At 54.1% G+C, this 25,525-nt stretch carries 21 protein-coding genes and 1 tRNA gene; 6 read left to right on the top strand and 16 right to left on the bottom strand.

The features are described 5' to 3' along the window. Window positions 1-2: 2 nt before the first annotated feature. The 12 genes from rplC to JIN87_RS13245 form a co-directional block, all read right to left on the bottom strand. On the bottom strand, window positions 3-641 hold the full coding sequence (gene rplC, locus JIN87_RS13300; RefSeq protein ID WP_200356059.1) for a 50S ribosomal protein L3: 639 nt from the start codon (window positions 639-641) through the stop codon (window positions 3-5). Between the two features lie 107 nt (window positions 642-748). Then, complete coding sequence (gene rpsJ / locus JIN87_RS13295; protein WP_040898353.1) at window positions 749-1,057, bottom strand: 30S ribosomal protein S10; 309 nt, start codon at window positions 1,055-1,057, stop codon at window positions 749-751. A 30-nt stretch (window positions 1,058-1,087) separates the two neighbouring features. Next, complete coding sequence (gene fusA / locus JIN87_RS13290) at window positions 1,088-3,229, bottom strand: elongation factor G (RefSeq protein ID WP_234033408.1); 2,142 nt, start codon at window positions 3,227-3,229, stop codon at window positions 1,088-1,090. Window positions 3,230-3,270: 41 nt separating this feature from the next. Further along, the gene (rpsG, locus tag JIN87_RS13285) at window positions 3,271-3,744 is read right to left on the bottom strand and encodes a 30S ribosomal protein S7 (RefSeq protein WP_200356058.1); all 474 of its coding nucleotides are present in this window, start codon (window positions 3,742-3,744) and stop codon (window positions 3,271-3,273) included. 19 nt (window positions 3,745-3,763) lie between these two features. Continuing rightward, window positions 3,764-4,138, bottom strand: coding sequence for a 30S ribosomal protein S12 (gene rpsL / locus JIN87_RS13280; protein ID WP_200356057.1), 375 nt, complete (start codon window positions 4,136-4,138; stop codon window positions 3,764-3,766). Window positions 4,139-4,436: 298 nt separating this feature from the next. Then, complete coding sequence (locus tag JIN87_RS13275; RefSeq protein WP_200356056.1) at window positions 4,437-7,085, bottom strand: hsp70 family protein; 2,649 nt, start codon at window positions 7,083-7,085, stop codon at window positions 4,437-4,439. A 96-nt stretch (window positions 7,086-7,181) separates the two neighbouring features. Beyond that, window positions 7,182-9,020: an Hsp70 family protein gene (locus JIN87_RS13270; RefSeq protein WP_200356055.1), complete on the bottom strand. Its 1,839-nt coding sequence runs from the start codon at window positions 9,018-9,020 to the stop codon at window positions 7,182-7,184. Between the two features lie 72 nt (window positions 9,021-9,092). Next, on the bottom strand, window positions 9,093-9,707 hold the full coding sequence (locus JIN87_RS13265; RefSeq protein ID WP_200356054.1) for a DUF2760 domain-containing protein: 615 nt from the start codon (window positions 9,705-9,707) through the stop codon (window positions 9,093-9,095). Window positions 9,708-10,146: 439 nt separating this feature from the next. Beyond that, window positions 10,147-13,617, bottom strand: coding sequence for a PPi-type phosphoenolpyruvate carboxykinase family protein (locus JIN87_RS13260; protein WP_200356053.1), 3,471 nt, complete (start codon window positions 13,615-13,617; stop codon window positions 10,147-10,149). 63 nt (window positions 13,618-13,680) lie between these two features. After that, window positions 13,681-14,496, bottom strand: a complete 816-nt coding sequence (locus tag JIN87_RS13255) for an ATP-binding cassette domain-containing protein (RefSeq protein WP_200356052.1) — start codon at window positions 14,494-14,496, stop codon at window positions 13,681-13,683. Continuing rightward, window positions 14,493-15,341 carry an ABC transporter ATP-binding protein gene (locus JIN87_RS13250; RefSeq protein WP_200356051.1) on the bottom strand — a complete coding sequence of 283 codons (849 nt, stop codon included), beginning with the start codon at window positions 15,339-15,341 and terminating at the stop codon, window positions 14,493-14,495. The genes JIN87_RS13255 and JIN87_RS13250 overlap by 4 nt, the downstream gene beginning before the upstream one ends. Window positions 15,342-15,623: 282 nt before the next feature. Continuing rightward, a tRNA-Leu gene (locus tag JIN87_RS13245) sits at window positions 15,624-15,710 on the bottom strand. 146 nt (window positions 15,711-15,856) lie between these two features. Between JIN87_RS13245 and JIN87_RS13240 the strand changes: the two genes are divergently transcribed. From JIN87_RS13240 to rsfS, 3 genes are read left to right on the top strand one after another with little or no spacing between them, the layout of a single operon-like run. Beyond that, on the top strand, window positions 15,857-16,894 hold the full coding sequence (locus JIN87_RS13240) for a sigma-70 family RNA polymerase sigma factor (protein WP_200356050.1): 1,038 nt from the start codon (window positions 15,857-15,859) through the stop codon (window positions 16,892-16,894). A 58-nt stretch (window positions 16,895-16,952) separates the two neighbouring features. Next, window positions 16,953-17,540, top strand: coding sequence for a nicotinate-nucleotide adenylyltransferase (gene nadD / locus JIN87_RS13235; RefSeq protein ID WP_200356049.1), 588 nt, complete (start codon window positions 16,953-16,955; stop codon window positions 17,538-17,540). Window positions 17,541-17,552: 12 nt separating this feature from the next. Then, window positions 17,553-17,933, top strand: coding sequence for a ribosome silencing factor (gene rsfS / locus JIN87_RS13230; protein ID WP_200356048.1), 381 nt, complete (start codon window positions 17,553-17,555; stop codon window positions 17,931-17,933). Between the two features lie 46 nt (window positions 17,934-17,979). Here rsfS and JIN87_RS13225 read toward each other — a convergent pair whose 3' ends face one another. Beyond that, window positions 17,980-19,137: a DUF481 domain-containing protein gene (locus JIN87_RS13225; RefSeq protein WP_200356047.1), complete on the bottom strand. Its 1,158-nt coding sequence runs from the start codon at window positions 19,135-19,137 to the stop codon at window positions 17,980-17,982. A 206-nt stretch (window positions 19,138-19,343) separates the two neighbouring features. On the opposite strand from JIN87_RS13225, the gene JIN87_RS28795 reads away from it, so the two are divergent. Then, window positions 19,344-19,748: a prepilin-type N-terminal cleavage/methylation domain-containing protein gene (locus JIN87_RS28795; RefSeq protein ID WP_200356046.1), complete on the top strand. Its 405-nt coding sequence runs from the start codon at window positions 19,344-19,346 to the stop codon at window positions 19,746-19,748. A gap of 226 nt (window positions 19,749-19,974) precedes the next feature. Here JIN87_RS28795 and JIN87_RS13215 read toward each other — a convergent pair whose 3' ends face one another. Further along, window positions 19,975-20,772, bottom strand: a complete 798-nt coding sequence (locus JIN87_RS13215) for a class I SAM-dependent methyltransferase (protein WP_200356045.1) — start codon at window positions 20,770-20,772, stop codon at window positions 19,975-19,977. 179 nt (window positions 20,773-20,951) lie between these two features. Here JIN87_RS13215 and JIN87_RS13210 point away from each other — a divergent pair, with 179 nt between their 5' ends. After that, entirely contained in the window at window positions 20,952-22,856 is a 1,905-nt protein-coding gene (locus tag JIN87_RS13210; RefSeq protein WP_200356044.1) for an HDOD domain-containing protein, read from the top strand. 154 nt (window positions 22,857-23,010) lie between these two features. On the opposite strand, the gene JIN87_RS13205 is transcribed toward JIN87_RS13210, so the two are convergent. Together JIN87_RS13205 and JIN87_RS13200 are read right to left on the bottom strand one after the other, a co-directional pair. Then, window positions 23,011-23,379, bottom strand: coding sequence for a thioredoxin fold domain-containing protein (locus JIN87_RS13205; RefSeq protein WP_200356043.1), 369 nt, complete (start codon window positions 23,377-23,379; stop codon window positions 23,011-23,013). A 39-nt stretch (window positions 23,380-23,418) separates the two neighbouring features. Then, entirely contained in the window at window positions 23,419-24,216 is a 798-nt protein-coding gene (locus JIN87_RS13200) for a TrmH family RNA methyltransferase (RefSeq protein WP_378924011.1), read from the bottom strand. Window positions 24,217-24,462: 246 nt separating this feature from the next. On the opposite strand from JIN87_RS13200, the gene dinB reads away from it, so the two are divergent. Then, window positions 24,463-25,525: DNA polymerase IV (gene dinB / locus JIN87_RS13195; RefSeq protein ID WP_200356041.1), on the top strand; the 1,063-nt coding region annotated here is incomplete at its 3' end.

Here is a 25,525-nt window from a genome sequence, read left to right as displayed (position 1 = left end):
TCCTATTTCTTGGTCTTGATCTGGGAGCGGATGAGTACGGTGTCGCCATTTGCGCCCGGGATACCACCCTTTACCAAGATTAGGTTCTTCTCGGCGTCGATGGAGACGATCTCGAGATTTTGGATTGTGCGCTGCTTCGCGCCCATGTGACCTGGCATCTTCTGGTTCTTGAATACGTGGCCTGGCCATTGGCAGAGACCGATAGAACCGATGCGGCGGTGGAACATCGAACCGTGAGAAGCAGGACCACCCTTGGTGTTGAAACGCTTCATAACACCAGCGAAACCTTTACCCTTGGTCTTGCCGATGATGTCGACCTTCTTGCCAACTTCGAACTTCGATACATCCAAGATATCACCTGGAGCGGCGTCGATAGCTTCGGTGCTGCGGACTTCCTTGATCACGCGTGGTGCGTGAGCGACGCCATGCTTCTTAGCGTGCCCGAGAGCAGCCTTGCTAGCGTTCTTGTCCTTCTTTGAGTCGAATCCGATCTGGATGGCATTGTATCCATCAGACTCGACAGTCTTAACTTGTAGTACTGGGCAGGGACCTGCTTGCAGTACGGTGACAGGAACAACTTGGTTGTCGCTGCCATAAACCTGGGTCATCCCCAGCTTTTTGCCTAATAGCGTATAGTTCATGATTTCTAAGAGGTAGGTGAAGACTTTATGCCTTCGTTTTTATTAGACCCACATTAGCGACCGACAGGATGCCGATCGAAAGTCTGTATATTTAGTATCCGGGTTGGTTATACGTTGATGCTAATGTCTACGCCGGATGGTAGGTTGAGCTTCTTGAGCTCGTCCACTGTCTGCGCAGTTGGCTCGATGATGTCGAGAAGGCGCTTGTGCGTACGAATCTCAAACTGCTCCATGGACTTCTTGTCCACGTGCGGAGAACGGTTAACGGATATCTTCTCGATACGTGTCGGAAGGGGTACAGGGCCGGAAACGCGAGCTCCGGAACGCTTAGCTGTATCCACGATTTCTGACGCGGACTGATCGATTACTCGATAGTCAAAACCTTGAAGTCTGATGCGGATTTTTTGTCCTGTCATGTTAGTTTCGGTAGAAAGTTACGTTGGCACTTACCAACTTTGGTTGAGAAGTTCTTCGAGTTGTTTCGGAGCAACAACTTCGTAGTTAGACCACTCCATGGTGTAGCTGGCACGGCCTTTGGAGAGAGAGCGAACGTCAGTCGCATAACCAAACATGGTCTTGAGAGGGACGCTTGCGTAGATGTAACCCAGATCACCCTTTGTCTCCAAATTTTGGATCTGGCCGCGGCGACGATTGAGGTCTCCGACCACATCGCCTTGGAATTCGTTTGGTGTAACCACCTCGACCTTCATTACTGGCTCGAGGAGTACAGGAGAGGCTTCCTTCATCGCTTCCTTAAGAGCGAAGATGCCAGCCATCTTAAAAGAGGTTTCGGAGGAATCGACTTCGTGGAACGAACCATCGACGATGCGAACCTTGATATCGATAACTGGGTAACTCGCGACGACACCATTGAGAGTCGCTTCGCGGATACCGTCCATAGTTGGCTTGATGAACTCCTTGGGAATAGAACCGCCAACTGTTTCGTCGATGATCTCGATCCCCTTCCCCAGTTCTTGTGGCTCGATTTCGATAACCGCGTGACCGTACTGACCCTTGCCGCCAGTTTGGCGAACGAACTTACCTTCCGCACGAGCAGAAGCAGTGATGGTTTCACGGTAAGCGATTTGCGGCTCACCAGAACGAGCGCTGACCTTGAATTCACGAAACAAACGGTCGCGAATGATCTCGAGGTGAAGCTCACCCATTCCAGAGATGATGGTCTGCCCCGTCTCAGGATTGGAGCTAACAACGAACGTAGGATCTTCTTCAGAGAGACGAGCGAGACCGGAAGCCAACTTTTCTTGGTCGGCAGAAGTCTTCGGCTCGATGGTCATAGAGATGACCGGCTCTGGGAAACTTGGAGGAATGAGAGAAACGTCGTAGCCCTTTGGCACGAGCGTATCGCCTGTCGCCACATTCTTAATACCGACGAGAGCACAGATATCGCCAGAGCGAACCTCTTCGAGATCCTCACGGCTATCTGCCTTCATCTGAAGAATACGGCTAACGCGCTCACCTTTACCAGTACGTGTATTGAAGAGCATATCACCCTTCTTGATCGTACCCGCATAAACGCGAACAAAGACGAGCTTACCAACATATGGGTCGCTCCAGAGCTTGAACGCGAGAGCTGCTGACTTAGCAGCGTCGTCCGCTTCGATTGCGACTTCCGATTCGTCAGAAGCGTGAGCTTCTGTCGCTGGAAGGTCGAGCGGACTTGGGAGGTAGTTAACAACCGCATCGAGCACACTTTGAACCCCCTTGTTCTTGAAAGCGGATCCTGGGATCACACCAACGAACTTGAGGGCGATAGTGGCTTGTCGGATTGCGATGATGAGCTGGCTTGCGGAAATTTCCTCTCCGCTAAGGTAAGCTTCTGCGAGCTCATCATCGAAATCAGCGACTGCCTCGATCAGGGATTCGCGAAGGCTAGCTGCCTCGTCCGCGATGTCGGCTGGAATTTCGGTCGGGATGGTTTTGACTCCCATCACGTCAGACTCGTCGAACAAGAACGCTTTGTTCTGCACGAGATCGACCATTCCCTTGAAGTCTTCTTCAGCGCCAATGTTGAGGAACAGCGGATGGGCGTTGGCACCCAACTTCTCACGCATGTCCGCCACAGCGGCTTGGAAGTCAGCTCCCACGCGGTCCATTTTATTAATGAACGCAATGCGAGGAACGTTGTACTTGTCAGCCTGACGCCAGACAGTTTCAGACTGAGGCTGTACGCCAGCAACTGCACAGAAAACGGCAACTGCCCCATCGAGAACGCGAAGGGAACGCTCCACTTCCGCAGTAAAGTCAACGTGACCCGGAGTGTCGATGATGTTGACCAAATGGTCCACTCCTTCGAAAGGCCCAAAACTCGCCTTCCAATTACAAGAAATCGCGGCCGAGGTAATTGTAATACCTCGCTCGCGCTCCTGTTCCATGAAGTCCGTGACGGCGTTTCCGTCATGAACTTCGCCTACCTTGTGAACTACGCCTGTATAATAAAGAATGCGCTCTGTAGTTGTCGTCTTCCCCGCGTCGATATGGGCAGCGATGCCGATATTACGCGTCCATTCCATCGGCACCGGTCTGTCGGCGCCGTTTTTTGGCGAATGGGCTGTGAGAGAAACTGACATTTACAAAGAACAAAACAGGCAAAGCTGCGGGGCCGGTTAAACTACCAGCGGAGGTGAGCAAAGGCTCGGTTAGACTGAGCCATCTTGTGAGTATCTTCCTTCTTCTTAACGCAAGTACCAGTGTTGTTGTACGCGTCAACGATCTCAGCTGCGAGAGCTTCCTTCATTGGAAGACCACGACGTGCAGCAGCTGCATTAACGATCCAGCGGAAAGCGAGTGACTCCTGGCGGTCGTAAGAAATCTCGACTGGCACTTGGTAAGTTGCACCACCAACACGACGGCTCTTCACCTCAAGGCGAGGACGTGCGTTTTCGAGTGCACCAAGAAGGAGATCAATTGGATCACCCTTGCCGAGCTTTTCGGCAACCTTTTCGAAAGCGGAGTAGACGATGCGCTCAGCAACGGTCTTCTTACCATCACGCATGACGGTATTAACGAGGCGACCTACGAGAACGCTGCCGTAGCGTGCGTCTGGCTTTGCTGGTCTTTTAGTAGCTCTTCTGCGACGTGACATTGTCTTATAAAATTAGAGATTACTTCTTAGGACGCTTCACACCGTACTTGGAACGGCTGCGACGACGCTTTTCAACGCCTTGAGCATCGAGAGTACCACGGACGATGTGGTAACGAACACCTGGAAGGTCCTTAACACGACCACCACGCACGAGAACGATGCTGTGCTCCTGGAGGTTGTGCCCTTCGTCAGGAATGTAAGCGATCACTTCGTAACCATTGGTCAAACGCACCTTTGCTACCTTACGGATAGCGGAGTTCGGCTTTTTAGGCGTACGCGTCATGACTTGTACGCACACACCGCGACGGAATGGGTTTGCTTCGAGGGCACGTGACTTGGACTTCGCCTTGATCACTTTACGGCCCAATCGGACTAACTGGTTAATTGTAGGCATGGTGTGAAATTTTGAGAAAAGAGCGTGAACGTATCGTTTGAAGGTACTTCGGCAAGTTTTTTCTCACCGAAAATAGATCAAAAAGCAGACGCAGCCCGTTCACCGGCTGAATCTGCTTTTTTCCTGCGAATTATACTGGGCGGGACGCTCGTGAGGGGCCTCCCTATGTAGCGGGAAATTTTGAAGGACGACCGGTTTGGGGCGCCACTGGCCGCTCATCAAGCACAATAGTCGCCTGAAAGCAGAAAAATGACGCTCAAGCGTAACAAGACAGGTGAACTCCCTAGAAAATCGCGTCTCAAGCCCCCTCGATCAACAAGCCCGGCGGCAAAGCTTCACCAAAACTCTTCGCCTTCTCTTCGCGGCTTACCGGAACGAAATCTTGCAAGGGCAACAAGCGCGTTGAAGCGACCCCCGACTTTTCTAGCTTACCAACGATCTTACGCCCAAGTCGCGAGGGCACATTCAGAGATCGATCGTCCACCACCCTCGCCGCTCTCAGGAACAAGGAAACCAGTTCCGCGTAGCGACTCTCTTTCCAATCCAACTTGGCTACTCTATTATATAGAGACGCAACACAATCAGGAGACATCACTCGGTCTTCGCCTGCATTAAAGGGAACTCGATTCAATAGGCCTGCCAAACCAGCTAGCACCGCGCCGACATCACCTTCGCCACCGAGGGCCGAATCCAATCGACTCATCAATTCCTCAAAGAGCAGGTTCTTTCTCTCCAGATCGACCTTCTCCAGCATCCCTAACAATCGGATTCTCTCTGACCTCCCCCGCTTGGTCTTCGCAAGGACCTCGAATTCCTCATCAAAAATCCGACTCTGCTCCCCCTCAGAACAACCAGCCACGACGCGACGCAAAAAGATCAAACGCTGCACCTCCACTTTTGCAGGGCGGGACTCGAGGTTTTCGACCACTCGAAATAAGCGAGCTCGAAGATCCTCGTCGCCAGCGACTCCAAAACCAGGACGCATCAAATAACCAGCGAGCTGCAGCCATCCCTCCGCAACAGAGTCACCTCTCGAGGAGACACTCTCCAACTCCAGCAGTTCAGCAGTCAAAGCACGGCAAAAAGCGATTTCCCATTCGTGCTTCTTAGCCCCAGCCGCTCGCTCCATATCGGAGAAGACACGAGAGGCTTTTGGATCACGCACCGAAAGTCCTCCTTTCAAGGCTCTTGCTACCTTAGCCAGTTTAACCGAATCCACCTCCAGCACTTCAGCCACACCCGCGTTCGCTTCCGTCGACTCAGCTCGAAGACTAAATTCCAGCGGCCAGCTTTCGTCGCTTTCCAACGCCTCACAGGCCACCGACAATAGCCCGACTTCGTTCACGCCTGCTACGAGACGAACTGGTACAGAGTCTCGACCTTCCGACTCGATCGTCGCCTCCAAAGCAGGAAGAACACGCTTCCCCATCGAACTGCAGAACGATCCCGCTGGTGACTCGTTCGAATCCTCAGCATGAAACGCGTTGAACGCCACCCGCTGATTAACCCGCAAACTCAATCCTTCGATCCCAACATCAAATCGTTCCCCCGGCTGGGCTCCCTTTGGCAGGACACAAACAGCTCGAGCATCTCCCGATGCAGAACCTTCGACTTCCAAAAAGATTGCCCGGGCAGCTCCGGCATCAATCTGCCGTTTACCCCGTTGCGAAATCTCGCCGAAACGAGCAGCTCCACGAGCAACAGCCAAATAGGTTTCCTCATTCTCTAAAACCGCCGGGGCTTCATCCCCCTGCCATGCCGCAAGTTGCTCCAATAATCGCTCTCGAATCAGCGGAGCCGACAAGCTTCCCCCATTGAAGAGTACACGATCGACACGAGCATCCGCTCCAAGGAACTCGGCTAAATGCCGAGTCACCGCACAATCGACAGCGTACGGCAAGCCCCACTCAAGGAGACCACCCTCCGCTTTCTCAGCTTTGCTGCCTGCCGAACACTCCGGAAAGAATCCCTCGAGAATCATTGCCTTAACGAGTTGAGAGGAAACTTCGGTCGATAGCGTTCCCGCAAGCAAGCCCGAGCCGCGACTGGGAAGGGAAACCGAGAGCTGATTATCATCCCCAGCCCCCTCGCTCAAACACGCTTCCTTTAGCTCTCGAGCACGGCTTATCAAATGCCCCCACTGATCAACACTCAACTCCTCGCCATTGGGCGAAAGCTCAGATTCCAACGCATGCGCGAGAGCTAGATCGATGTTGTCGCCGCCGAGAAGCAAATGATCGCTGACGGCGACCCGCTCAATCCGAGGGCGGTCATCCTCAACATCTCCAACCTGAAACAAACTGAAATCCGAAGTGCCGCCTCCGATATCCACAACAAGGATACGCTCACCTTTCTTCAGACCGTCCCTCTTTGAATCAGCTCCATCTAGCCAACGGTAAAACGCAGCCTGCGGTTCCTCCAAAAGCCGAACTTCAGTCGGATAGTCCGCCTGCTTCGCGGCCTCCAAGGTTGCCGCTTGAGCCGCAGCGTCAAACGAGGCCGGCACAGTAATCGTCACCACTTGATCAACAAACGGAGCCTCCTCCGAAAAACGCTGATCCCAAACACGCTTCAGAAAATCGAGCAGGCGAGCCGATACTTCAATCGGTGACAGTTTTTCCGCATCCGGAACGAGCTTCGACTTCCAAGGCAGGATCGACGCCTCCGGGCTCACAGAGTGATGACAAAGCCAAGACTTTGCAGAATGAATCACTGCATCCGGCGTTTCTCTCGATCGATTTCGAGCAAAGAGCCCCGCAGTCCAATCCCCTACACCATTCCAAGCAAGAAACGATGGCAGCACATCACGTTCAACCTGAGTGATCTTTTCCTCAAGCTGCGGAATCGGCAAAACCTGCGACTGAGCATCATCCTTCCCAAGCTCGAGAAACGACAAAGCACAATTCGTAGTGCCAAGATCAATACCAATACTATACCTAGGGTTCATCTAGAACTTTTATTCGCCCACGAAGATCACGAAGTTACACGAAGAGTTTAGAACTCAAAAACTTAGTGATCCTTCGTGTCCTTAGTGGGCAGAAAATCATTCCATTCTCACCTGGAACTCGACCTTCCACTTCTGCTCGGAATCAACGTGCTGCATCCAAAGCTCCAAATTCCCCAACTCGGTTACGACGGAATTCAATACAACGGGAATTGGCTGCCCTTCCGGGAATTCATCCATCGGAGGCAAAGTGATTTCCAACTTGCTGGTCTCTTCCAAAACCTTGTCGGCCTTGTTCACCAAGTCGCCCGGTTTGTCGCCGCTCCGGATCTCCGATGCGAAGAAACGGAACACCGCCCGCTTGCCTGTCACCAAACCAAAAGAACGACCTTCCAACAGATGCGAGCTCCCCTCTTCCATTCCCTGGGGCACCACACAAACAGCTTTGATCGGTGGCTTAAAACCAGGCACTGCTGGACGCGAAGATTCTAGACCAAGGTAGTAAGATCGAGCCGAACCCGCACGAATTCGGATCCCCTGCCCTGTAACACGATTGCGACCATAACTTGCCGCCCCTTTAGAAACGGCCAAGTCTGGCTGAAAACCTTCCAACTCTCGAGGAGCATCTCCACACCAAGACGCTAGCAACTCTAGCACGCGTGCTCGAATAGCATCCGCTTTGAAGACACCTCCATTGAAAAGCACCGCAGTCGGTTTGAGCAAACTGCCCTCCAAAGCACTCGCCTGATCGCCAATCAGAGCTGACAAAGACTCGCTCGTCTTAACGTTCTGCAAACTACGAGCGAGGAAACGCGCCAAGTGCTTACTTACCACAGCATCGGAAGCGTACGGCAAACCAAACTCCTGCAGGGCCGCACCGCCCTCCTCTTCCGGCATCTCGTCCGCTCCCGTCAAAGCGAAGAAACCGTCAATAACCACACCTTCTAAAGTCTCGCGTGCCAGAACAGTGGATACCGTTCCCGCGAACAAACTCGATCCGCGTGACGGGATCGCAATCGGCAACTCACTCAAACCCGCATCCTCAAAGAGCTTCGCCTTCGCCTGACTTGCTGTATGAATCAATGCGAGAAACTGCCAGTCGTCGATCTCGGTTCCCTCGTCTTCAAGCTGAGCTTGCAGAGTGTAAGCGAGAGCAAGGTCCATGTTATCACCCCCCAGCAAGATGTGCTCACCCACGCTGATACGCTCCACCGCCAAATTCCCGTCCTGCTCACTGACCGCGATCAGGCTGAAATCAGCTGTACCGCCGCCGACATCACAAACGAGAATCACATCGCCCGCCTGCACCTGCTTACGCCACTCCGAGCCGACTCGATCTGTCCACGCATAGAACGCGGCTTGCGGCTCCTCAAGCAAGACGGGCTCAGGCAATCCAGCTGCCAAGGCAGCATCTGAAGTCAGCTTGCGAGCTACCTCATCAAAGGAAGCCGGCACAGTGAGCACGATCTGGGCTTCGTCGAGATTCCATTCACGCCCTTCCATTCGCGCGGCATACAAGACGCCTTGCTTGATGTGCTCAAGGTAGAGTCGCGACGCTTCAACCGCCGACAATTTACCGCTCTCAATTTCCGAGTTCCACGGAAGAACTGCAGACTGTGGGTCCACGTGCGGATTCGAAAGCCACGACTTCGCCGAAGTCACCAAACGATCCGGAACCTGAGCACCATGCTCTCGAGCAAAAATACCGACAACACGAGAACCTCCTTCATCCCAAGGCAACTTGATCGCCTCTACAGAAAACTCGTCCCCATTTGGTAGATACAATGCCGACGGCAAAGAGCTCCGTTCTCCAATCTGATTCGGAGCTAATATCTGCGTCACATCAACGGTTCGACTCTCACCACTCTCGAGATTGCACAGCGTCACCGCACTATTGCTCGTCCCGAGATCGATCCCCAGTACAAATTTCTTTTCCATTTCCCAAAGACATTTCCCCCTATGTGGGAGCGTGCTTGTCACGCGATTAACAGGATACCGTATCCCAATTCCCTACTTCACTTCCACCTGAGCCGGAGCAATTGCAGGCAGTTGCCCGTCCTCATTCTTGATCACGCGCGGCAAGTTCACCTTGCTCGCCTTCCAGCCCTTATGGACGAGCGTGCCACTATGCGGTCCATCGTCTTTGATCGAACCGGACAAACGGTACATTTCTCCTGCATCAACCGGCACAGTTACCTTAGCCCCCTCGGCTTCAGTCGCGACAGGCTCAACTGTGAACATTTCTGAGAATGCAGCCTTGCAGCCTTGGTGCACGACACGGGCCGCACCTCCCACCTGGGCATCGCTGTACTTGCTGATGTCATCCATCAAGAAATCGACCAAGCGGCCCTTGTTTTGTAAAGACGCCAAGACAGCAACCACCTCAGCCTCGGCGGCATTCTTGGGGGCAGGCGGTGGAGCGATCGGCTCCGGAGTCGGAGGAACAACAGCCTCCTCTTCAGCCTTCGGGACCTCTCCCGCAGTCACTGCCTTGAGCACTAACCACAGAGCAAGCGCAATCGCCCCAGAGACGAAGTAAACGTTAAACACGGAGAGCGACTCCACGAACATCAGTCCGTTGAGGATCGCGATCAGAATTCCGGCGACTAGAGCCTTCGTTTTCATAATAAAGTCCTTTTGAAATTCCCAGTAGAGCGGCCAAAGCACCACTCTAAAACCGAAACCGCTATTGAGGACGATCAAGCCCAGTGTCCAACTGAAAAGCAAGCCCCTCAGACCAAAACACCAGGCCCGAAGGCCTGGCGTCGTTTTCGGTTTCAGTCTGATCGACCTCATCCAGAGCGTCGCAGCTTACGCTTCCTTGATGAACCAAGGAGAACAGCCATTCCGCAACAGGCATAGGAAGAGACCAAGGCAAGCGATGGATTACCAACGAGCCATTGCACAATTTCATTCATCGGATTCGTGGGTTTAGAGTTGTCAAAACCAACTCCCAATTAGCATGGGCAGCGCCAACCTCATGCCAACCCTCCTTCAGCAACAAAAAAGCGCCAGATCCGCAGATCTGACGCTCGAAAGAGAAAAAGACAGAAGTAGCTAGCTCTTATTTATACACGCTCGGATCGACGCCAATACAGCCGTCGAGATTCTTGCGGTACTCTTCTGAGCGGAAAGTCTCGAGACGACGCGCGATCGCACCACGCAGACGTTCCTCCTCGATTCGATCGCCCATGCCCTCGTTGAGCTCTTGAGAGAGATAGCTGTCAAGGTAAGCTTGGTGGCGTTCCCAGAGAGAAACGTCGACCTTCTGCTTCGCATCGAGACGCGCCTTGTACCAGTCGCTCTTAACCATCTCTTCATAAGAGAAAAGCTTACGAAATTCCGGATCGTGATAAGTCATGCCTTCGTACTCGCCGTGCGCCATGATGTGGAGAAGCGCCTTGAGCGGAGGACACGCATCATCGATCGAACCATCATCGAAGTAGTTGAGCGCGATACGACGCTGCGTCTCAACGATGTTCTTAATGGCGTCAACGTAGATCGCCATGTCCTGCTGTTCCGGACGAAGGATGTCTTCCGGGAACACGGAGCGCGGGTTCGAGAATACACGACCACCAAACGCTTGAACAAACTCGCTGGTGATACGGTAGCCAAGACGAGACGCCTCGATGGTTTCGCCTTCGTATTCAAAATCCTTACACGGCTCAAGGTACCCCTTTTCAATCATGTACGCTGCACGACGCTCGTCCGGCTTCATACGACACCAGATCTCAGGAATCAGCAAGCTGATGTCGTGGTCGCAACGGAAGTTCGGACCAACGCAACCTGCAGAAGAAATGAAGCACTCGTATCCAGTAACGATATACGAAACCAGAGCCTGATTCATGTCCACGATAGGAAGCAGAGCATTGAATGGGCCCTTTGTCAGAGCTCCCTCCGAACCTGCTCCGGTTGTGGATGGAGACTTACCAGTCAAGCTAGCGATGAAGTCCATAAAGGCCTCTGGCAGCTCTTGGTAGTGAACAGGTCCAAACGGAGCCAACGCGCGGATACCTTCCGACGGACCGTTGTTACGGCGGCCAGGAAGAACACAGTTAACCGGGAAGTGAGGCTTCGTGCCAGGAGCGAGACGACGGTAAAGAGCCGCTCCCACATTCGCCACGTAAACGCTGCGCTCGTCTTCGAGATCGAGGCGGTTTTGCAGGTAACGTGGATTCTTAGTCGGAACTCCATCAACCAAACGCGGATTGGAAGAAGAGATCACGTAGTCCGGCTTCCCCGCAGCATTGAAGTCGAGGATACAGTCCTGCATGCCCTGCGTGAACTGACCGAAACGAATCGCGTCCTTAACCATCTCATTCGAATAGTCGCGAGTGAGCGGCTCATAGTTCGAGAAGAACAAACCGTTCCCGGAAAAATCCTTTTCCGTAGTCTTATCGTAACCACGGTGGATCGCTTCGTCCGGACGCTGGAAGAGACGGTACTCACAGTTCTGGATGAACTTGAGCGAGCGATAGCCTTTCGCGCCACGATCGAGACCGTCCAAATGCTCAGCCGGCACAACCACAGCAGAAGAGATGTCATCTTCAGTCTGAATCTTGGACGCAGGATAGAAGTCCTTACGAAGGCTGAACACGCGCCATGAACCATCTTCCGCAAATCCAACACGGAGGTACTGAGAAATCAGCTTCTGATCGCGATACTTGAGCTCGTTACCTGGGCGGCCATTCACGATATCCACGCTAAAGCGGTCACGCCAACCCGTGCCCCAGTCATCCTTATAGAAACGCTTAACAACGAGAACGATGTCGATGACGTATCCAGGAATACTGTCGAGCCACTCGTTGTACTCGTCCGTGTAAGCAGGAGATGGCGAGAGCAACTTGATTACAGAACCAAGAGAACGGTCAGTGCTGAGGAGCGGACGCGTGTCCTTGCGGTTCAATGACGCATCCTTGTAGCGAGCCCCGTAGTTCTTGCTGACAATCTCCTCTACAATATCGAAATCCTTCTTGAGATCCGCAGTGAATACTGGACCTGCTACGATCGCATCAGTCAGCGACTTCGAAATTTCAGACTTACCGCCACCTGATACCGTACAAGGCTTGTGGCAATAGGTGCCGACAGCGCTTGTCCCGAGCAGTCTCCAACGACGCCCCGCCATCGGCTGCGTCATTTCCACCTTATAACCAGACGGGAGAATGTAAGTGTTGTCCGGCTGGATCTTGAGCTCGTGCTCGACTCCCGCAAGAACCCAAGAAATCTTCTGATCAGTTAGCGTGAAGCGAGAACCTTCCGGAACGTAGAAGATATCTGAATACTTCTTATCGATTGCGTAACCTTCCGGCTTGAAATCTACAGACTCACCAAGCGCCTTAACCGCCTCGTCATAAGTGTGATCGACTGTGAGCGTGTACTTGCTGAGATGGAAGTCCTCACCCAGATCGTAACTCGCAAACGCGAGCGCGCCACCAGCGTGCTCTTCCTCAACGTTACCGTAGAGATTGGAAGCGTAAGAGATCTGAGTCTTAACCTCCTTCTTGCAGTAACCGTAGTAGTTGTCAGCGATCAGCGTAACGACGACACCACGAGAATCACGAGAAGTGATCTTGAACGCACCCCCATCGTTGTAGAGCTCATCGTCCTTCTCCCAACACATGCCATCACGCTTCTGACGCTCGGTCGCTTCAGAAATGTGTGGAAGGCCGAGGTCCTTCTTCTTCGTGTAAATCAGGTGTGGAGCAAGAATAACGCAGCCGGTGTGGCCCGACCAGTTTTTCACATCCAAACCAGCATCGTTTTCCGCCAAGAACGGATCACCGGCATTGCCGAAGATCGACTCAACGAAGTCGAGGTTACTGGTCATGTTGCCAGGAGCAAAAAAGCGAACTTCCATACGCTTCTCTTCAGTCACCCCCGCAACCGCAGGCTGCACAAGCGGACGTAGCAGAAGCGAAACGAACGTACGCGCCTTCTCCTCTTGAGCCGCGGTAAACGGCAGCTCGAGCAGGCTGTCTGGCGGCGTCAACGCCTTCGCAAGCAAGCCCTTGAACGCAACAAGCGGCACCTGCTTCTTATCGGCAGCGATCGGCAGACCACCTTCTGCGACGTGGAAAACGCCCTTCGTCGTACGTCGGTCGCTCTTCGGGTTGTTGAGGATACCTTGCTTCGTGCGGAACGAGCTAACGATGTCCGACTCGAACTTGTCTACATTCGGTGGGATCGACAAGGCACGCGCCATGCCATGGCGTTCGATGATCAATGTCTCAGACGGCAACCAGAGTCGCTCCTCCGCGCCGAGAGGCTCGAACAAATCCTCGAGGTATTTCTGGATACGTTGGTCCGCAGGGCAAAGATGCTGCTTTAGAAGCCGGTTCTTTTCCTGCACGCTCTTGAGGAGAGAATTCCCCATTTTGAGGAACGGAAACTCACTTTCATCTCCATAAATCGGCAACCCTCGCGAGCGCAGCTTTATGTTAAGATACTCGGTAAGCGAGCTCTCGTCGTAACAATTCTTACCCGTCTCCGGGTCGAATCCGATTTGGGTCTTTAGGTCGGTACTTTGCGTATCCATTTTCTTATACTTTCGCTTTATTTCGGCCTGTCAGTGCTTTCTCCAAGCTTACACTCTAAACTCCTAAACCGTCTGAATGCTAGGCATCGTCGGAACGGCAGCTAAGAGCCTTCGGGCGTATTCAGTTTTTGGGTCACGATAAATTTCTTCAGCAGTCCCCTGCTCCACTATTTCGCCATTTTGCATGACCACGACCTCGTGGCTCATATGCTCAACGACCGCTAGATCGTGGGCGATAAAAAGATAGGTAATTCCATACTCGTCCTGCAGGTCTTGCAGAAGGTTCACGATCTGGGCCTGCACACTCACATCGAGGGCGCTCACGCATTCGTCGCAAATGATAAACTCCGGACGAGAACTCAAAGCTCGAGCAATGCCAATCCGCTGACGTTGCCCTCCGCTAAACTGGTGCGGATAACGCCGCATCGCATCGCTCGGCAAACCGACCTTCTCAAGCAGCTCAGCCACCCGGGCATCCCGGTCCCCCCTGCTCAAAGAGGGCTCATGAACAACCAACGGCTCCGCTACGATCGCCCCCACCGTGAGGCGTGGATTGAGCGAAGCGTAAGGGTCTTGAAAAATGGTCTGAATACGCTTCCGAAACGGAAGAAACTCACCTTCGCTTAGAGAAGTAATCTCCGTCCCGTCGTATTCAATCTTTCCGGACTCGGATGGGATCAGCTTCAGAATCGCCTTTCCGATAGTGCTCTTACCGCTACCGCTTTCGCCCACGAGACCGACAGTCTGCCCTCTTTTCACAGAAAAGCTAGCCCCTTTCACCGCCCGAAACTTACCAGGACCCTTGAAGATTCCACCAGAGCTCGTCGGGTAGCTCACGTCCAGGTTGGAAACACGGAGCAATGGAGACTCTCCACTCACGAAGCCGCCTCCTCTTCTTCCGCTATCGCGGCATAATCCACCACCGGCAAACGCTCCCTCTTCATCCCCAGCAACGGAATGCAACGGATCAACGCCTTCGTGTATTCATGCTGCGGCGCGGAAAGCACTTTCTCCGTCTCGCCATGCTCCACGATGTTGCCCCGATACATAACCGCCACCTCATCCGCGAAACCATCCACGATCCCGAAATTATGGGTAATCAAAATGATCGCCATCCCCTCGCGCTCTCGCAACTCCTGCAGCAGCTCCATAATTTGAGCCTCGATCGTCACATCCAAAGCGGTAGTCGGTTCGTCCGCCACGAGAATGTCCGGCTGGCAAGCCAAAGCCATGGCGATCACCACACGCTGCTTCATGCCTCCGCTCATCTGGTGCGGATAATCGCCGTAACGCTTTTCCGCATCCCGAATTCCAACCTTCTTCAACAGCTCCACCGTTTCAGCTTTCAGGTCGGAAACGTCATCGCGGTGAAACTTAAGAGCCTCTTCTATCTGAGCCCCAACCGTGAAATACGGATTCAGCGAGGTAGAAGGCTCCTGAAAAACATAGGCGATTCGCTTGCCCCGCACCTTGCGCAGCTCCCGTTCGCTCAATCCAAACAAATCGACGCCGTCAAGATAAGCAGCGCCTTCCACTTCACACTTGGGAGGCGGCGGCAAAAGACGAGAAAGCGACATCGAAGTGACGCTCTTGCCACTTCCACTTTCCCCCACGATTGCCAAAGTCTTTCCGCGATCCAAAGAAAAGGAAATCCCCTTAACCGCCTGCACTTTAGAGTGGCGGCTATTGAAGCGGATTTTCAGATCTTTTACTTCAAGCAGCATTGTCGCCGCTCATCCTGCAAAGGGAGGAACAGACAACAAGTGGAAAAGAGCAAAAATTACATACAACTTTGTATTTAATAGATTCATAGCAATATCTGCGTTACAAATCGCCTGATCCGAGGACCGTTTTTACAATAATTCCGCCAAACAGACGGCCTCTGCGCCCCCGCTCCAACTTTCGCTCGCTAAAACAGTCCGCGGCGTCCCATCTCCCCTTCGCTCCATCGAACCCCGCTTTCGCAAACTTCACCATTCTGCATTCCTATCTCTCAATTCAAAGAGTGGTGCCCAGGGTGGGACTCGAACCCACACGTCCTTGCGGACAGCGGATTTTAAGTCCGCTGCGTCTACCAATTCCGCCACCAGGGCATGCGAAAGGGAAAGTTCGGAAATGCAGCAGACTTGCCGCAGGAAAACAAGCTTAGGCTGAGCTATTTTTCACGACCTCTTCGGGGAGAGAGCCCTTGATTGAAGCCCCGAACCGCGCGACCTTACCTCAGCCCCTTCTCCCCCGAGTGAAAGAATCAATCCCAGACACCGTCCGTCAGCAAGATACTGCCTCAGTCAAAGACGCATTGAGTATCGCTCGCTTTCGCTCCGCCCTCGACTGGACTCTGGCTCTACCCACCTGGCAAACAGCCATCGTCCACTCTCTCGCCCATTTCGACATCGCAGCAGGCAGGCAAGGCGTTTCTCAGGCCACAGCCCTCAGAAGCCTCCCGATCGAGCGGAAATACCAAGTCATCCGCCACCTAATCGCAAGTTCACCTCCCACCCTCGGCTACGCAGAAACCAATCGCCTCGCTCGCCTCTGCGGCTACACCTCCCACTCGCCCAATCCCTCTCTGAACCGACTTGGCGACAAGCGATGGGAGCAGTTCTGCTCCTCTGTACGCCTCCGACTAAGCGCTCGCTACGAGCAGTACAAGTCTTCGCAAAACGAGCTTTTCGCCCACCACTACAGCTTACCCGCCCGATGCGTCGCCCGGATCTGCAGCCAATCCAGCCTGCAGGAAGATGCTCTCCAAGAAGCTCGACTGGCCCTCCTAGACGCGATCGACAGGATCGACCCCGAGGAAAACTTCGCTTCTTACGCTCGCCATTGGGTCGAGCGGCGAGTCAAAAACTTCCTCATGCGGGAACAGTTCCCAGTGACGGCCCCCATCAACGAAATTTCAAAAACGCTTCGTTCCGACACCCCAAACCCGAACCTCACACACGCAACCCAGTCCAAGACGATCCGGCTGGATCAACCCTCACCACCAGCGGACGCCAGTCCAGAACCCCACACCCGTTCCGCAAGCCACCCCAACCACCTCGCCACAATCAGCGACGAATGCGACGCCATCACGAGCGCTCTTTCCGAACTCACCGAGAAACAACGCGAGGTAATCCAACACCGCTTCGGACTAGGCGACAGCTCCGCCCCGCTTTCCCTCGCTCAAGTCGCCCAACAAACCGGAATCTCCCGCCAACAAGTTTTCCAGCGAGAGAAACGAGCCCTGCAGAGATTAAGAGAGTTGCTCGCGCCAATCGGACTTGAGAAGGCCTAGCCCCCTCCCCCTCAACCTGCTATTGACAAGTCCTGCCCACCCCAACCTCCTTCCCACCGTGAGTCAAAAGATCGGTATCATCGGCGGGAGTTTCGACCCGATCCACAACGGGCACCTAATCATCGCCCTCGACGCTTGCGAGCAGTTCAGCCTCGATCGCGTCCTCTTCGTTCCCGCCTTCCAAGCCCCACTCAAGTCCAAGTCGCCCGACGCCTCCCCTGCTCAACGCATGCAGATGGTAGAAAAGGCAACTGAGGAGGAACCTCGCTTTCTGGCTTCAGACGCAGACTACCGCTTCGAGTCAACCAGCTATTCCGTCCGCACCGCCGCGACACTCAAGCAAGACTTCCCCGACGCAGACCTCCATTGGATCTTAGGCGCAGACCAAATAGCTCAACTACACCTATGGAGAGACATCGAAAAACTCTCCGAGCAAGTCACCTTCATCGCCTTCGAACGCCCCGGCTTCAAGAGCACCGCCTCCCCCGAACTCCCATCCCATACTCGCATAAAAAGAGGAAAACTTCGCCAGCTCGACATCAGCTCCACCGAAATCCGAGAGCGCCTCAAAAGCGGACAATCCGCCAAGTACTTCTTGCCAGCGAATGTCTTTGCTTACATCAAGGCCGAAAATCTCTACCTTTAGAGGACCACACGCATGAGCACCGAATCAAAAGAAGAACTGAAAGGCGAAGAGCTACTCGCCCTTTGCTGCAAGACCTTGGACGACGCCAAGGCGGAGAATCTGGTCGCCCTCGACGTGCGCGAAACCTCCACCATCACGAACTACCTCGTGCTGGCATCCGGACTCGCCGAGCCTCACCTCAAGGCCCTACGCCGCGAACTCGATAAAGCGCTCAAGGACCACAACGTAAAAATAATCGGCGTGGACGAAGGCGACTTCAGCGGATGGGCCGTCGTAGACGCGTTCGATATCATGATCCACCTCTTCTCAGAAGAGACACGCGAAACCTACAAGCTCGAAGCGCTCTGGAAGGACGCCATACCTGTCGACGTCGAAAAGCTGCTCGGAAGCTAACGCTTTCCAGCGATCAAGCCCACTTGCCGATCGCAACAGCTCCCAATTAGAACTTATAGCCGAGCGCGCTAATCAAGCGGCGGTCTTCCTTGCTATCTTCCGGCAGAGAATTGTCATATCCAAACTGGAAGCGTAGCGACAAATTGATCGCGTCCGTCACGTCGGTCCGCAACGACGCGGCAAAGTCGATTTCGTACTCCTCCGTGTCATCCAGCGGCATCGCGAACTTGAAGTCCTGCTTCAGTCTCACCTTCTCGGAAAGCTTGTAGTCCCAATCCTGGAAAACGCTCACCAGCGAATCGCTATCCCGGCCCTTTTTCAGCTCACGCCAACGACCGCTCGCGCCCAAACCGGCAGACAACACCGTCGTCTTCGAATCCAGAAAACGCGTTCCCAAACCCAGCTTCTGCTCGAAATTCGAGAAGATCGATTTGATCTGGTCCGCGGAATAAATCGACTGCGACTCATAGAACGCTCCCGGCGAAATGTCCTTCCGCCAACGAAACTTGACCGAATACTTGTCCAGATTCGTCGAACCATCGGAATCCCCGTAGGCGTAGTCGGCATTAAAGTTCAACCGGCTCTTCTCGTACTTACGCGACATGTCCAAGCGATAGTTCAGCGTGGAAAAGTCCTTCCGCCCACTCGCCGAGTTGTACCCAAACTGCATGTTCTTCTTCCACTTCGGCATCACGTCGAGCCCGTCCTCCAACTTCGCTAGCCAGCCAGCGACACCCTTTCGCTTCTTCTCCTCAGGAGCTTGCTCCGCCGCCTCGCCTTTCTTCGGCTCCCCCTTTTCGACAGCCTGCTTTCCCTTGGCCGCAAGCACCTTCTCCGGAGCCACCTTCTGAGGTGCCGGCTTGGCCGGCGCCTGCTTTTCCGTCTTTTGAGCGCCGCCTTCGGCTACCACCGCCTTCTTCTCGTCCTCCCCTTCTTTAATATTAGGAGAGGCTTCTGGCTTTGGCTCCGCATCGTTCTTCGCTACAACGCCCCCGAGTCGCTCCAACGTTTCCACGCGAGCACGAGGCAAAGTCACCTCCCCCAAGTACCCGACCCTCATGCGAATCTCGCTCTCGTTCTGAGAAATAAGTTCCCCCGTTAGCCGATCTCCATTGTCGAGAATCACCTGGATTTCCTCCCCTTCCGCCCACGCTAAAGCGAGCGATAAGTGAATTAGGAAAATGGATACGAAAAACTTACTCATGAGAAATAGGCTGTAGGCTCTATTGGGAGCGTGACTTACACAAAAACACAACGGGTTATTTCTAAAAAAAACGTAAACACAGAACTTGTTCCAAAATTTCACTCCAAAGGAAGCCAAAGTGTTAAAGAGCCCTTTCAGACCGGCCGTTTTCCAATGTGTTCGTATCCATATTCATCATAGAACATCAAACTTAGGAAAAATACATTATGCGTAAGAACACATCAAAGAAGGGTTTTACACTCGTCGAAATCATGATCGTTGTTGTCATCATCGGCCTCTTGGCTGCGATGGCTATCCCAGCCTTCCAGAAGGTTCGTACTGACTCTCGTCAATCTGCTCTCTACAATGACGCTCGTCAGCTCGCTTCTGCAGCACAGCAGTACATGCTCGAGAACAACGTGACAACAATCGCTCACGGTTACGACACTTCTGACGGTACACTCGGCACAGAGCTCGAAGAGTACGTTCGCCAAATCGGCAAGGGCTACACGATCGGCAATGCTAACCTCACTATCAATGGTGACTTCACCATGACTCACCCACAGCTCGACGACGTTTACACGTTCACAGCTGAAGGTCAGTTCGAGTCTAAGGCAGCTCCATCTACCTAAGCTTAACCGAGTTAGTTAAATTTCCGCAAGGTCGTGCTGGTTTCCAGCATGGCCTTTTTTTTGTTTATCGCTAAATAGCGGCGAAGATGCTGTTTGAAATTATTTGTAGGGTCGACGCTCGCCGTCAACGCCGTCAACGCCGCATCGCAAGAGCCGAAGCCGCAGAGCACCCCGGCACGCCGCATTCTTTTCATCCCGATCAGTATCAACGGAGCAAATACAGCCCCTAACACCTCGCCAAATACACGATCGAATCACTCTCCGCCTCCGGAGGCTCGAAACAAAAATCCCCGTACACCGACACATCCCCGAATCCCGCCTCCCCGAGCAACTGCATCATGTCATGCGGCAAGTGCCAGCGGATCGTCATCTCCTTTTCCTCACTGGCTAGCAACGCTCCGGAGCGATCCCTCCTCTCGTACCGATTGAAAAGCCTCAAGCGCTGCGCCGTCGCATCAAGCTGCCACCCCTGATACGCCACCAAACGAATAGCGCCCCCTTTCAACTCAACCGACTTGCGCTCCTCAAGCGGGCTCTCGCTTCGCCCATCCCAAATCATTTCCCAAGGCATGTGAGTCGGCACGATCAATTGCCCGCCTTCCGCGAGATGCTTTCTGCAACAAGCCAAGCAGTCGGAAAGTTCGTCATCCTCCAGCAGCATCTGGATGCTAAATCCTGGAATCAAGATAGAGCCAAACCTGCCCTCCCCCAAATCAAAGGCCCGCATGTCCCCCTTCACGAGTTCCGCCTCAAGCCCCTCGCCCTCTAAACGACGAGCGCAAAGATCCAACATCGCCTGAGAGCCATCAAGCCCCGTCACCTCGTATCCACTTTCAACAAGCGGAAACAACAAACGCCCCGTGCCACACCCCAAGTCCAGCACAGGTCCAGGAACCGCATCCACAAACCACTTGAAAAAATCCAAGTCCTCAAAATCGCTCAGCTCGTCCAAGCTGTCATAAAGCTCCGCCTCTAACCCTTCGTACTGATAAACGCCCGACATCACGAACACGCTGGAAGCCAACTCACCAATTCCAAACCCATTTTTCGAAAATCACCCCTCACGCCTGAGTACTAGACTCCAGTCAAAGCCAAATAGAAGCCCCTTTCTCAAGCTCGCTGAAATCAAACCGTTCAAAACCAGAACAAGCCGCTCCTGGCTCAACCAACTCTTGCTCAAGCAACTCCACCAGATTCTTCCCCATGACGACTCGAATCCTCATCATCGACGAAGACCCTAAGGCCCTCGCCGCCTACCAAGAAGCCCTCGCCCCCAAGTCCTCGACCTGGACCCTCGACTGTATCCAGTCCGCCGACCAAGGACTCGCCGCCGCACGCGAGCACAAACCCGACGTCGTGATCGCCGCCCTCTCCGCAAACGACGGCCACGGAGCAGAGATCCTCACCAACTTCGAGGACATCGCCCCCGACGCCCAGCTCTTCATCACCGCCACCGAAGCAGATAAGCCCAAGCTCGAGAGCACCTTCGGATCCTCCTTCCAATACCTCCCAAGCCCCTGCCCTGCCAACCGACTCATCAGCGAAATCCAACGCTGCGTCGCCATCGACAGCTGGCTCGGCAACGATCGCATAAAAGAGATCGTCGCTAAAATGGGCGAATTCCCCAGCGTGCCTTCCATTTACCTGAAGGTCGTCAACGTCCTAAACTCCAAAGAGTCCTCCGCCGAAGATATCGCAAACGCCATAGCAGGCGATCTAGCCATATCCGCAAAAATTCTCCAAACCGTAAACTCTTCCTACTACGGCTACGACGAGAAGATTTCCGACATCTCCCAAGCCGTTAACATCCTAGGCACCAACTGCGTCAAAAACCTCGTCCTCGCGATCCAGGTTTTCAACAAAATGGGGACCTCCCCTGAGCACAGAGCCATTACCGACCAGCTTTGGCACCACAGCATGTCCGTGGCAGTTGCAGCCCGCCGCATTTCAGCTCACGAAAACAGCAGCAACAAAGCGGCCGAAGAAGCCTACTCCGCCGGCCTCATGCACGACATCGGAAAACTCGTGCTGCTCAACTCCGTCCCCGAACAATTCGAGGAAGCCCGCAAGCTCGCCAGCGACCAGTCAATTTCCCTCCGTGAAGCCGAAGACCAAATCATCGGCTGCAACCACGCCGAAACAGGAGCTTACCTGCTCGCCCGTTGGGGCATGCCAGCCAACCTCACCGAGGCCGTCGCCCTCCACCACGAGCCCATCAACTCTTTTGGCAAAAGCTTCTCCGCCCTCGCCGCGGTACACATCGCAAACGCCATCGTCCACCAGCGCCAAAATCCGGAGCATCCAGGAGCAACCGCAAACGAAGAGTTCCTCGCCGACCTCGGAAAGGCCGACTCCTGGGACACATGGCTCGCAGTTTCCTCGGGCAAAAAGCCCACCTCCAAAAGCAAATCCGGACTCAGCCTTAAATCCAACGAACCCTCGCCTAATACCGAAAACGCCCCTGCCGCGGAGTCAACAGAAGCCAAAGAAGCAGAGGCCGCTCCAGCAAAGGCTGCATCCAGCAACGCCACCGAAACACCCTACAAGGCTCCCGAGAGACCCAAGAGCAAAACGCCTCTCGTCGCGCTCGCGGCATGCATCGCCCTCGCTGGCTTCGGTATCTACGCCTTGAATACGATCGAACCTCAAGCGGAACAAGAAATCATCAACGACGAACCGTCACCACAAGAGTCGAACCTAGCAGCAAGCATCGAGAAGGCAAAGGAGCTCTCCGGGATGAACCGCACCGAAGACGCCCTAAACGAAATCTTCGCCTCCCAAGAGCAACCAAGCCCACCGGAACCCGAAACGAAAGAAGAGCCGCCTGTCACGACAGCAGAAGTCAAAACGCCTGAGCCAACCGAGGAGCTACCCGAGCCCGCCGCTCCCAAACCACTCCCCAAACCAAAGCTTCCCGATACCAAAGACGCCTTCCCGAACATCGAGCTCGCTGGCATTTTCTACAACGCCGATCGCCCCCTCGCCAGCATCAACGGAAAAATTCGAAAAGTCGGCGACACCGTCAGCGGAGCAAGAATCATCCGCATCGAAAAAAGCCACATCGTCGTCCAACACGAGAAGACCATCCGATCCATCAAGCTCAACTAGCTCTACCGTAGCGCCGTGCTATAGCCCGCGTCACCATTGCAGGATCATCCATCCATCTAAGGTCGCTAGCTCGAAGCGCCACGCATAAAAACAAAAACAAAGCCCGAACCTCTCAAAGGTCCGGGCTTTTCAAATTCTCTAGCTAGCGGGGCAACTAAAACGCGCTCGAATCGACACTCTCGATCCACTTCACGTAGCTCGAAGCATCGCCGTCGTCGATGAACTCAGTCGTACCCTCCACATCGCCTTCCGCGGAGTAGAAAACCAGAAACGGAATTCCCGTGATGCCAAAACGCTCACGCACTCCAGTCTCATCCTCCGACTTGCGAGCGATCAAAATCTTCGCTCCAAGAATGTCCTCAGATTCCAAATACTTTTCCAAGGCGTCACTCTCCTTGAGAACTTCGTCCAACGCGTTGCACCATTTGCACCAGTCGCCATTGCCTTTGAAGATTGCAAGAAGTCGCTTTCCTTCAGCGCCACGTTTCGCCAAAGCCTCATCAATATCAGAAATCCATTCCATAAGCGGCCCATCCAAAGCGCCACCTAGAAAACAACAATCCTAAATCCGCCACTTCGCCAAAAACACCGATGCCGCAGACGCAGCATTCAGCGACTCGCCCTTGCCAAACCGAGGAGCAAACAACTTCCCATCCGCCATCCGGGAAACCTCCTCCGACACCCCACGCGCCTCGTTCCCGATCACGATCGCGCAACGCTCCGGAAACTCGAATTCGCTCAACGACCGAGCCGTCTCATCCAACTCCGTCGTAAACACCCCAACTCCCAACTCCCGCAGTCGCCCCACCGTATCGGACAAATCCGCGCCAACCGCCACCGGCAAATGAAAAAGCCCCCCCATCGTCGAACGAACCGTCTTGCCGTTCTCCAGCTCCGCGCAGCCTTTCCCAAAGACAACCCCATCCAACCCAAACCAGTCGCACGCTCGCACAATCGCCCCGCAATTCCCCGGATCTCCCAGCTCGTCCAACAAAACAAGCCGCACCTCCCCGGACAAAGGAAGCTTCTCCAGCAAATCATCGAGTCCGCAACTCGCTCGCTCGACCAAAGCCATCACCCCTTGGGACGCCTTCGTGTCCGACAGCTGAGCAAGCTGCCCCCCTGTCCCTTCAAAGACCTCATCAGCCAGCCGAGAAGCCTCCTCCAAGACAGCCGCCTCCGACGCCTCTCGACGAGCCTCCGGATCAAAGATCAACGCCTGCAGTCGACGCCCGCTCTTCATCGCTTCATCCAGAAGATGCCAACCCTCGATAAAAAATAGCCCCTCCTGTTCCCGCATTTTTTTCTGCAGAAATTTTCGAAAGTAAGAGAGTTTCGTCTTCGATAAAGCCAGCGACATTCCCAAACTAAGAGCCATAAATTTCACAAAGGGCAACCTTTCGCACTTCCTTCCAAATACTTCATAACTTCCCCTATAACCCACCATCCAAACAGAGTCGGTCTCATGAATCGCGGTCGAAAAAGACGCAGCTTAACTTCGAGCTCAAAATTCGGGCTGCGACTTGAGCTGCGCTTGGGAAGGTACGGTAAAGCGGGCAAACGAATTTTCAGCCGAAATGCAGCGAGTACCTGAAGGCATCGATTCATGAGTCCGTCTCGAAAAATTATCCACATCGACATGGACTGCTTCTACGCAGCCATCGAGGTGCGCGACCACCCCGAGCTCCGAGGCGAACCCGTCGCAGTCGGCGGTCGCAGCAGTCGACGCGGAGTGCTCACCACCTGCAACTACAAGGCACGCGAGTTCGGCATCCACTCCGCCATGCCCACCTTCCAGGCCAAGCAACGCTGCCCCCACCTCATCGTCATGCCCGTACGCTCCGCGGTCTACAAACACGAGAGCCAGCGAATCCGCGAAATCTTCAACGACTACACCGACCTCATCGAACCCCTTTCCCTCGACGAAGCCTACCTCGACGTCAGCCACCACAACCGCCCCGCGTCAGCCATCGCCAAAGAAATCCGCCGTCGCATCCGCCACACCACCGGGCTCACCGCATCCGCAGGCATCGCCCCCAACAAGATGCTCGCCAAGATAGCCAGCGACTGGCGCAAACCAAATGGCCAGTTCGAAGTAAAGCCGGACCAGATCAACGACTTCATGAAAGATCTCCCCGTATCCAAGATCTGGGGAGTCGGCAAAAAATCCGCCGCCCGCCTTGCATCCTTCGACATCCACACCTGCGGCGACATCCAGGCAAAACAAAAGCTGGAGCTACAACAACATTTCGGAAAATTCGGCACCGAACTCTACGAGCTCAGCCGCGGCATCGATTTTCGTCCAGTAGTATCGAACCGAATACGAAAGTCGATGAGCTGCGAACGCACCTACGCCACCGACCTCACTTCAATCGAAGAGCGCCAAGAGCACGCAGCCGAGATCTTCCACGAACTCACCGGAGACCTCGCCCGTTTCAAAAGCGACCGCCCCATCAGCAAGCTCTTCGTCAAATGCAAGTACTCCGACTTCACCCGCAGCTCCATCGAACGCAGCGGCCTCCCCTTCAAGCTCGATAGTTTCCAAGACCTGCTCGCCGAGTCCTACCAACGCCGCTCAGACCCCATCCGCCTCCTCGGACTAGGCGTCCGCTTCCTCGATCCCGAAGCCCAAACCCGCAACCTCCAGCAACTCGAATTCGACTGGCCCC

This window comes from Pelagicoccus mobilis (assembly GCF_016595505.1).
GTDB classification, from domain to species: domain Bacteria; phylum Verrucomicrobiota; class Verrucomicrobiia; order Opitutales; family Opitutaceae; genus Pelagicoccus; species Pelagicoccus mobilis.
This window is presented reverse-complemented; position numbering and strand designations above follow the sequence as displayed.

Excerpts from the sequence above, each read along its gene's own strand:
- JIN87_RS28795 (WP_200356046.1), top strand. The coding sequence starts at position 19,344 with ATGCGTAAGAACACATCAAAGAAGGGTTTTACACTCGTCGAAATCATG.
- JIN87_RS13265 (WP_200356054.1), bottom strand. The coding sequence starts at position 9,707 with ATGAAAACGAAGGCTCTAGTCGCCGGAATTCTGATCGCGATCCTCAAC.
- JIN87_RS13200 (WP_378924011.1), bottom strand. The coding sequence starts at position 24,216 with ATGTCGCTGGCTTTATCGAAGACGAAACTCTCTTACTTTCGAAAATTT.
- rpsG (WP_200356058.1), bottom strand. The coding sequence starts at position 3,744 with ATGTCACGTCGCAGAAGAGCTACTAAAAGACCAGCAAAGCCAGACGCA.
- fusA (WP_234033408.1), bottom strand. The coding sequence starts at position 3,229 with ATGTCAGTTTCTCTCACAGCCCATTCGCCAAAAAACGGCGCCGACAGA.
- rplC (WP_200356059.1), bottom strand. The coding sequence starts at position 641 with ATGAACTATACGCTATTAGGCAAAAAGCTGGGGATGACCCAGGTTTAT.
- JIN87_RS13205 (WP_200356043.1), bottom strand. The coding sequence starts at position 23,379 with ATGGAATGGATTTCTGATATTGATGAGGCTTTGGCGAAACGTGGCGCT.
- JIN87_RS13250 (WP_200356051.1), bottom strand. The coding sequence starts at position 15,341 with ATGCTGCTTGAAGTAAAAGATCTGAAAATCCGCTTCAATAGCCGCCAC.
- rsfS (WP_200356048.1), top strand. The coding sequence starts at position 17,553 with ATGAGCACCGAATCAAAAGAAGAACTGAAAGGCGAAGAGCTACTCGCC.
- JIN87_RS13260 (WP_200356053.1), bottom strand. The coding sequence starts at position 13,617 with ATGGATACGCAAAGTACCGACCTAAAGACCCAAATCGGATTCGACCCG.
- JIN87_RS13270 (WP_200356055.1), bottom strand. The coding sequence starts at position 9,020 with ATGGAAAAGAAATTTGTACTGGGGATCGATCTCGGGACGAGCAATAGT.
- JIN87_RS13225 (WP_200356047.1), bottom strand. The coding sequence starts at position 19,137 with ATGAGTAAGTTTTTCGTATCCATTTTCCTAATTCACTTATCGCTCGCT.
- JIN87_RS13275 (WP_200356056.1), bottom strand. The coding sequence starts at position 7,085 with ATGAACCCTAGGTATAGTATTGGTATTGATCTTGGCACTACGAATTGT.
- rpsL (WP_200356057.1), bottom strand. The coding sequence starts at position 4,138 with ATGCCTACAATTAACCAGTTAGTCCGATTGGGCCGTAAAGTGATCAAG.
- JIN87_RS13210 (WP_200356044.1), top strand. The coding sequence starts at position 20,952 with ATGACGACTCGAATCCTCATCATCGACGAAGACCCTAAGGCCCTCGCC.
- rpsJ (WP_040898353.1), bottom strand. The coding sequence starts at position 1,057 with ATGACAGGACAAAAAATCCGCATCAGACTTCAAGGTTTTGACTATCGA.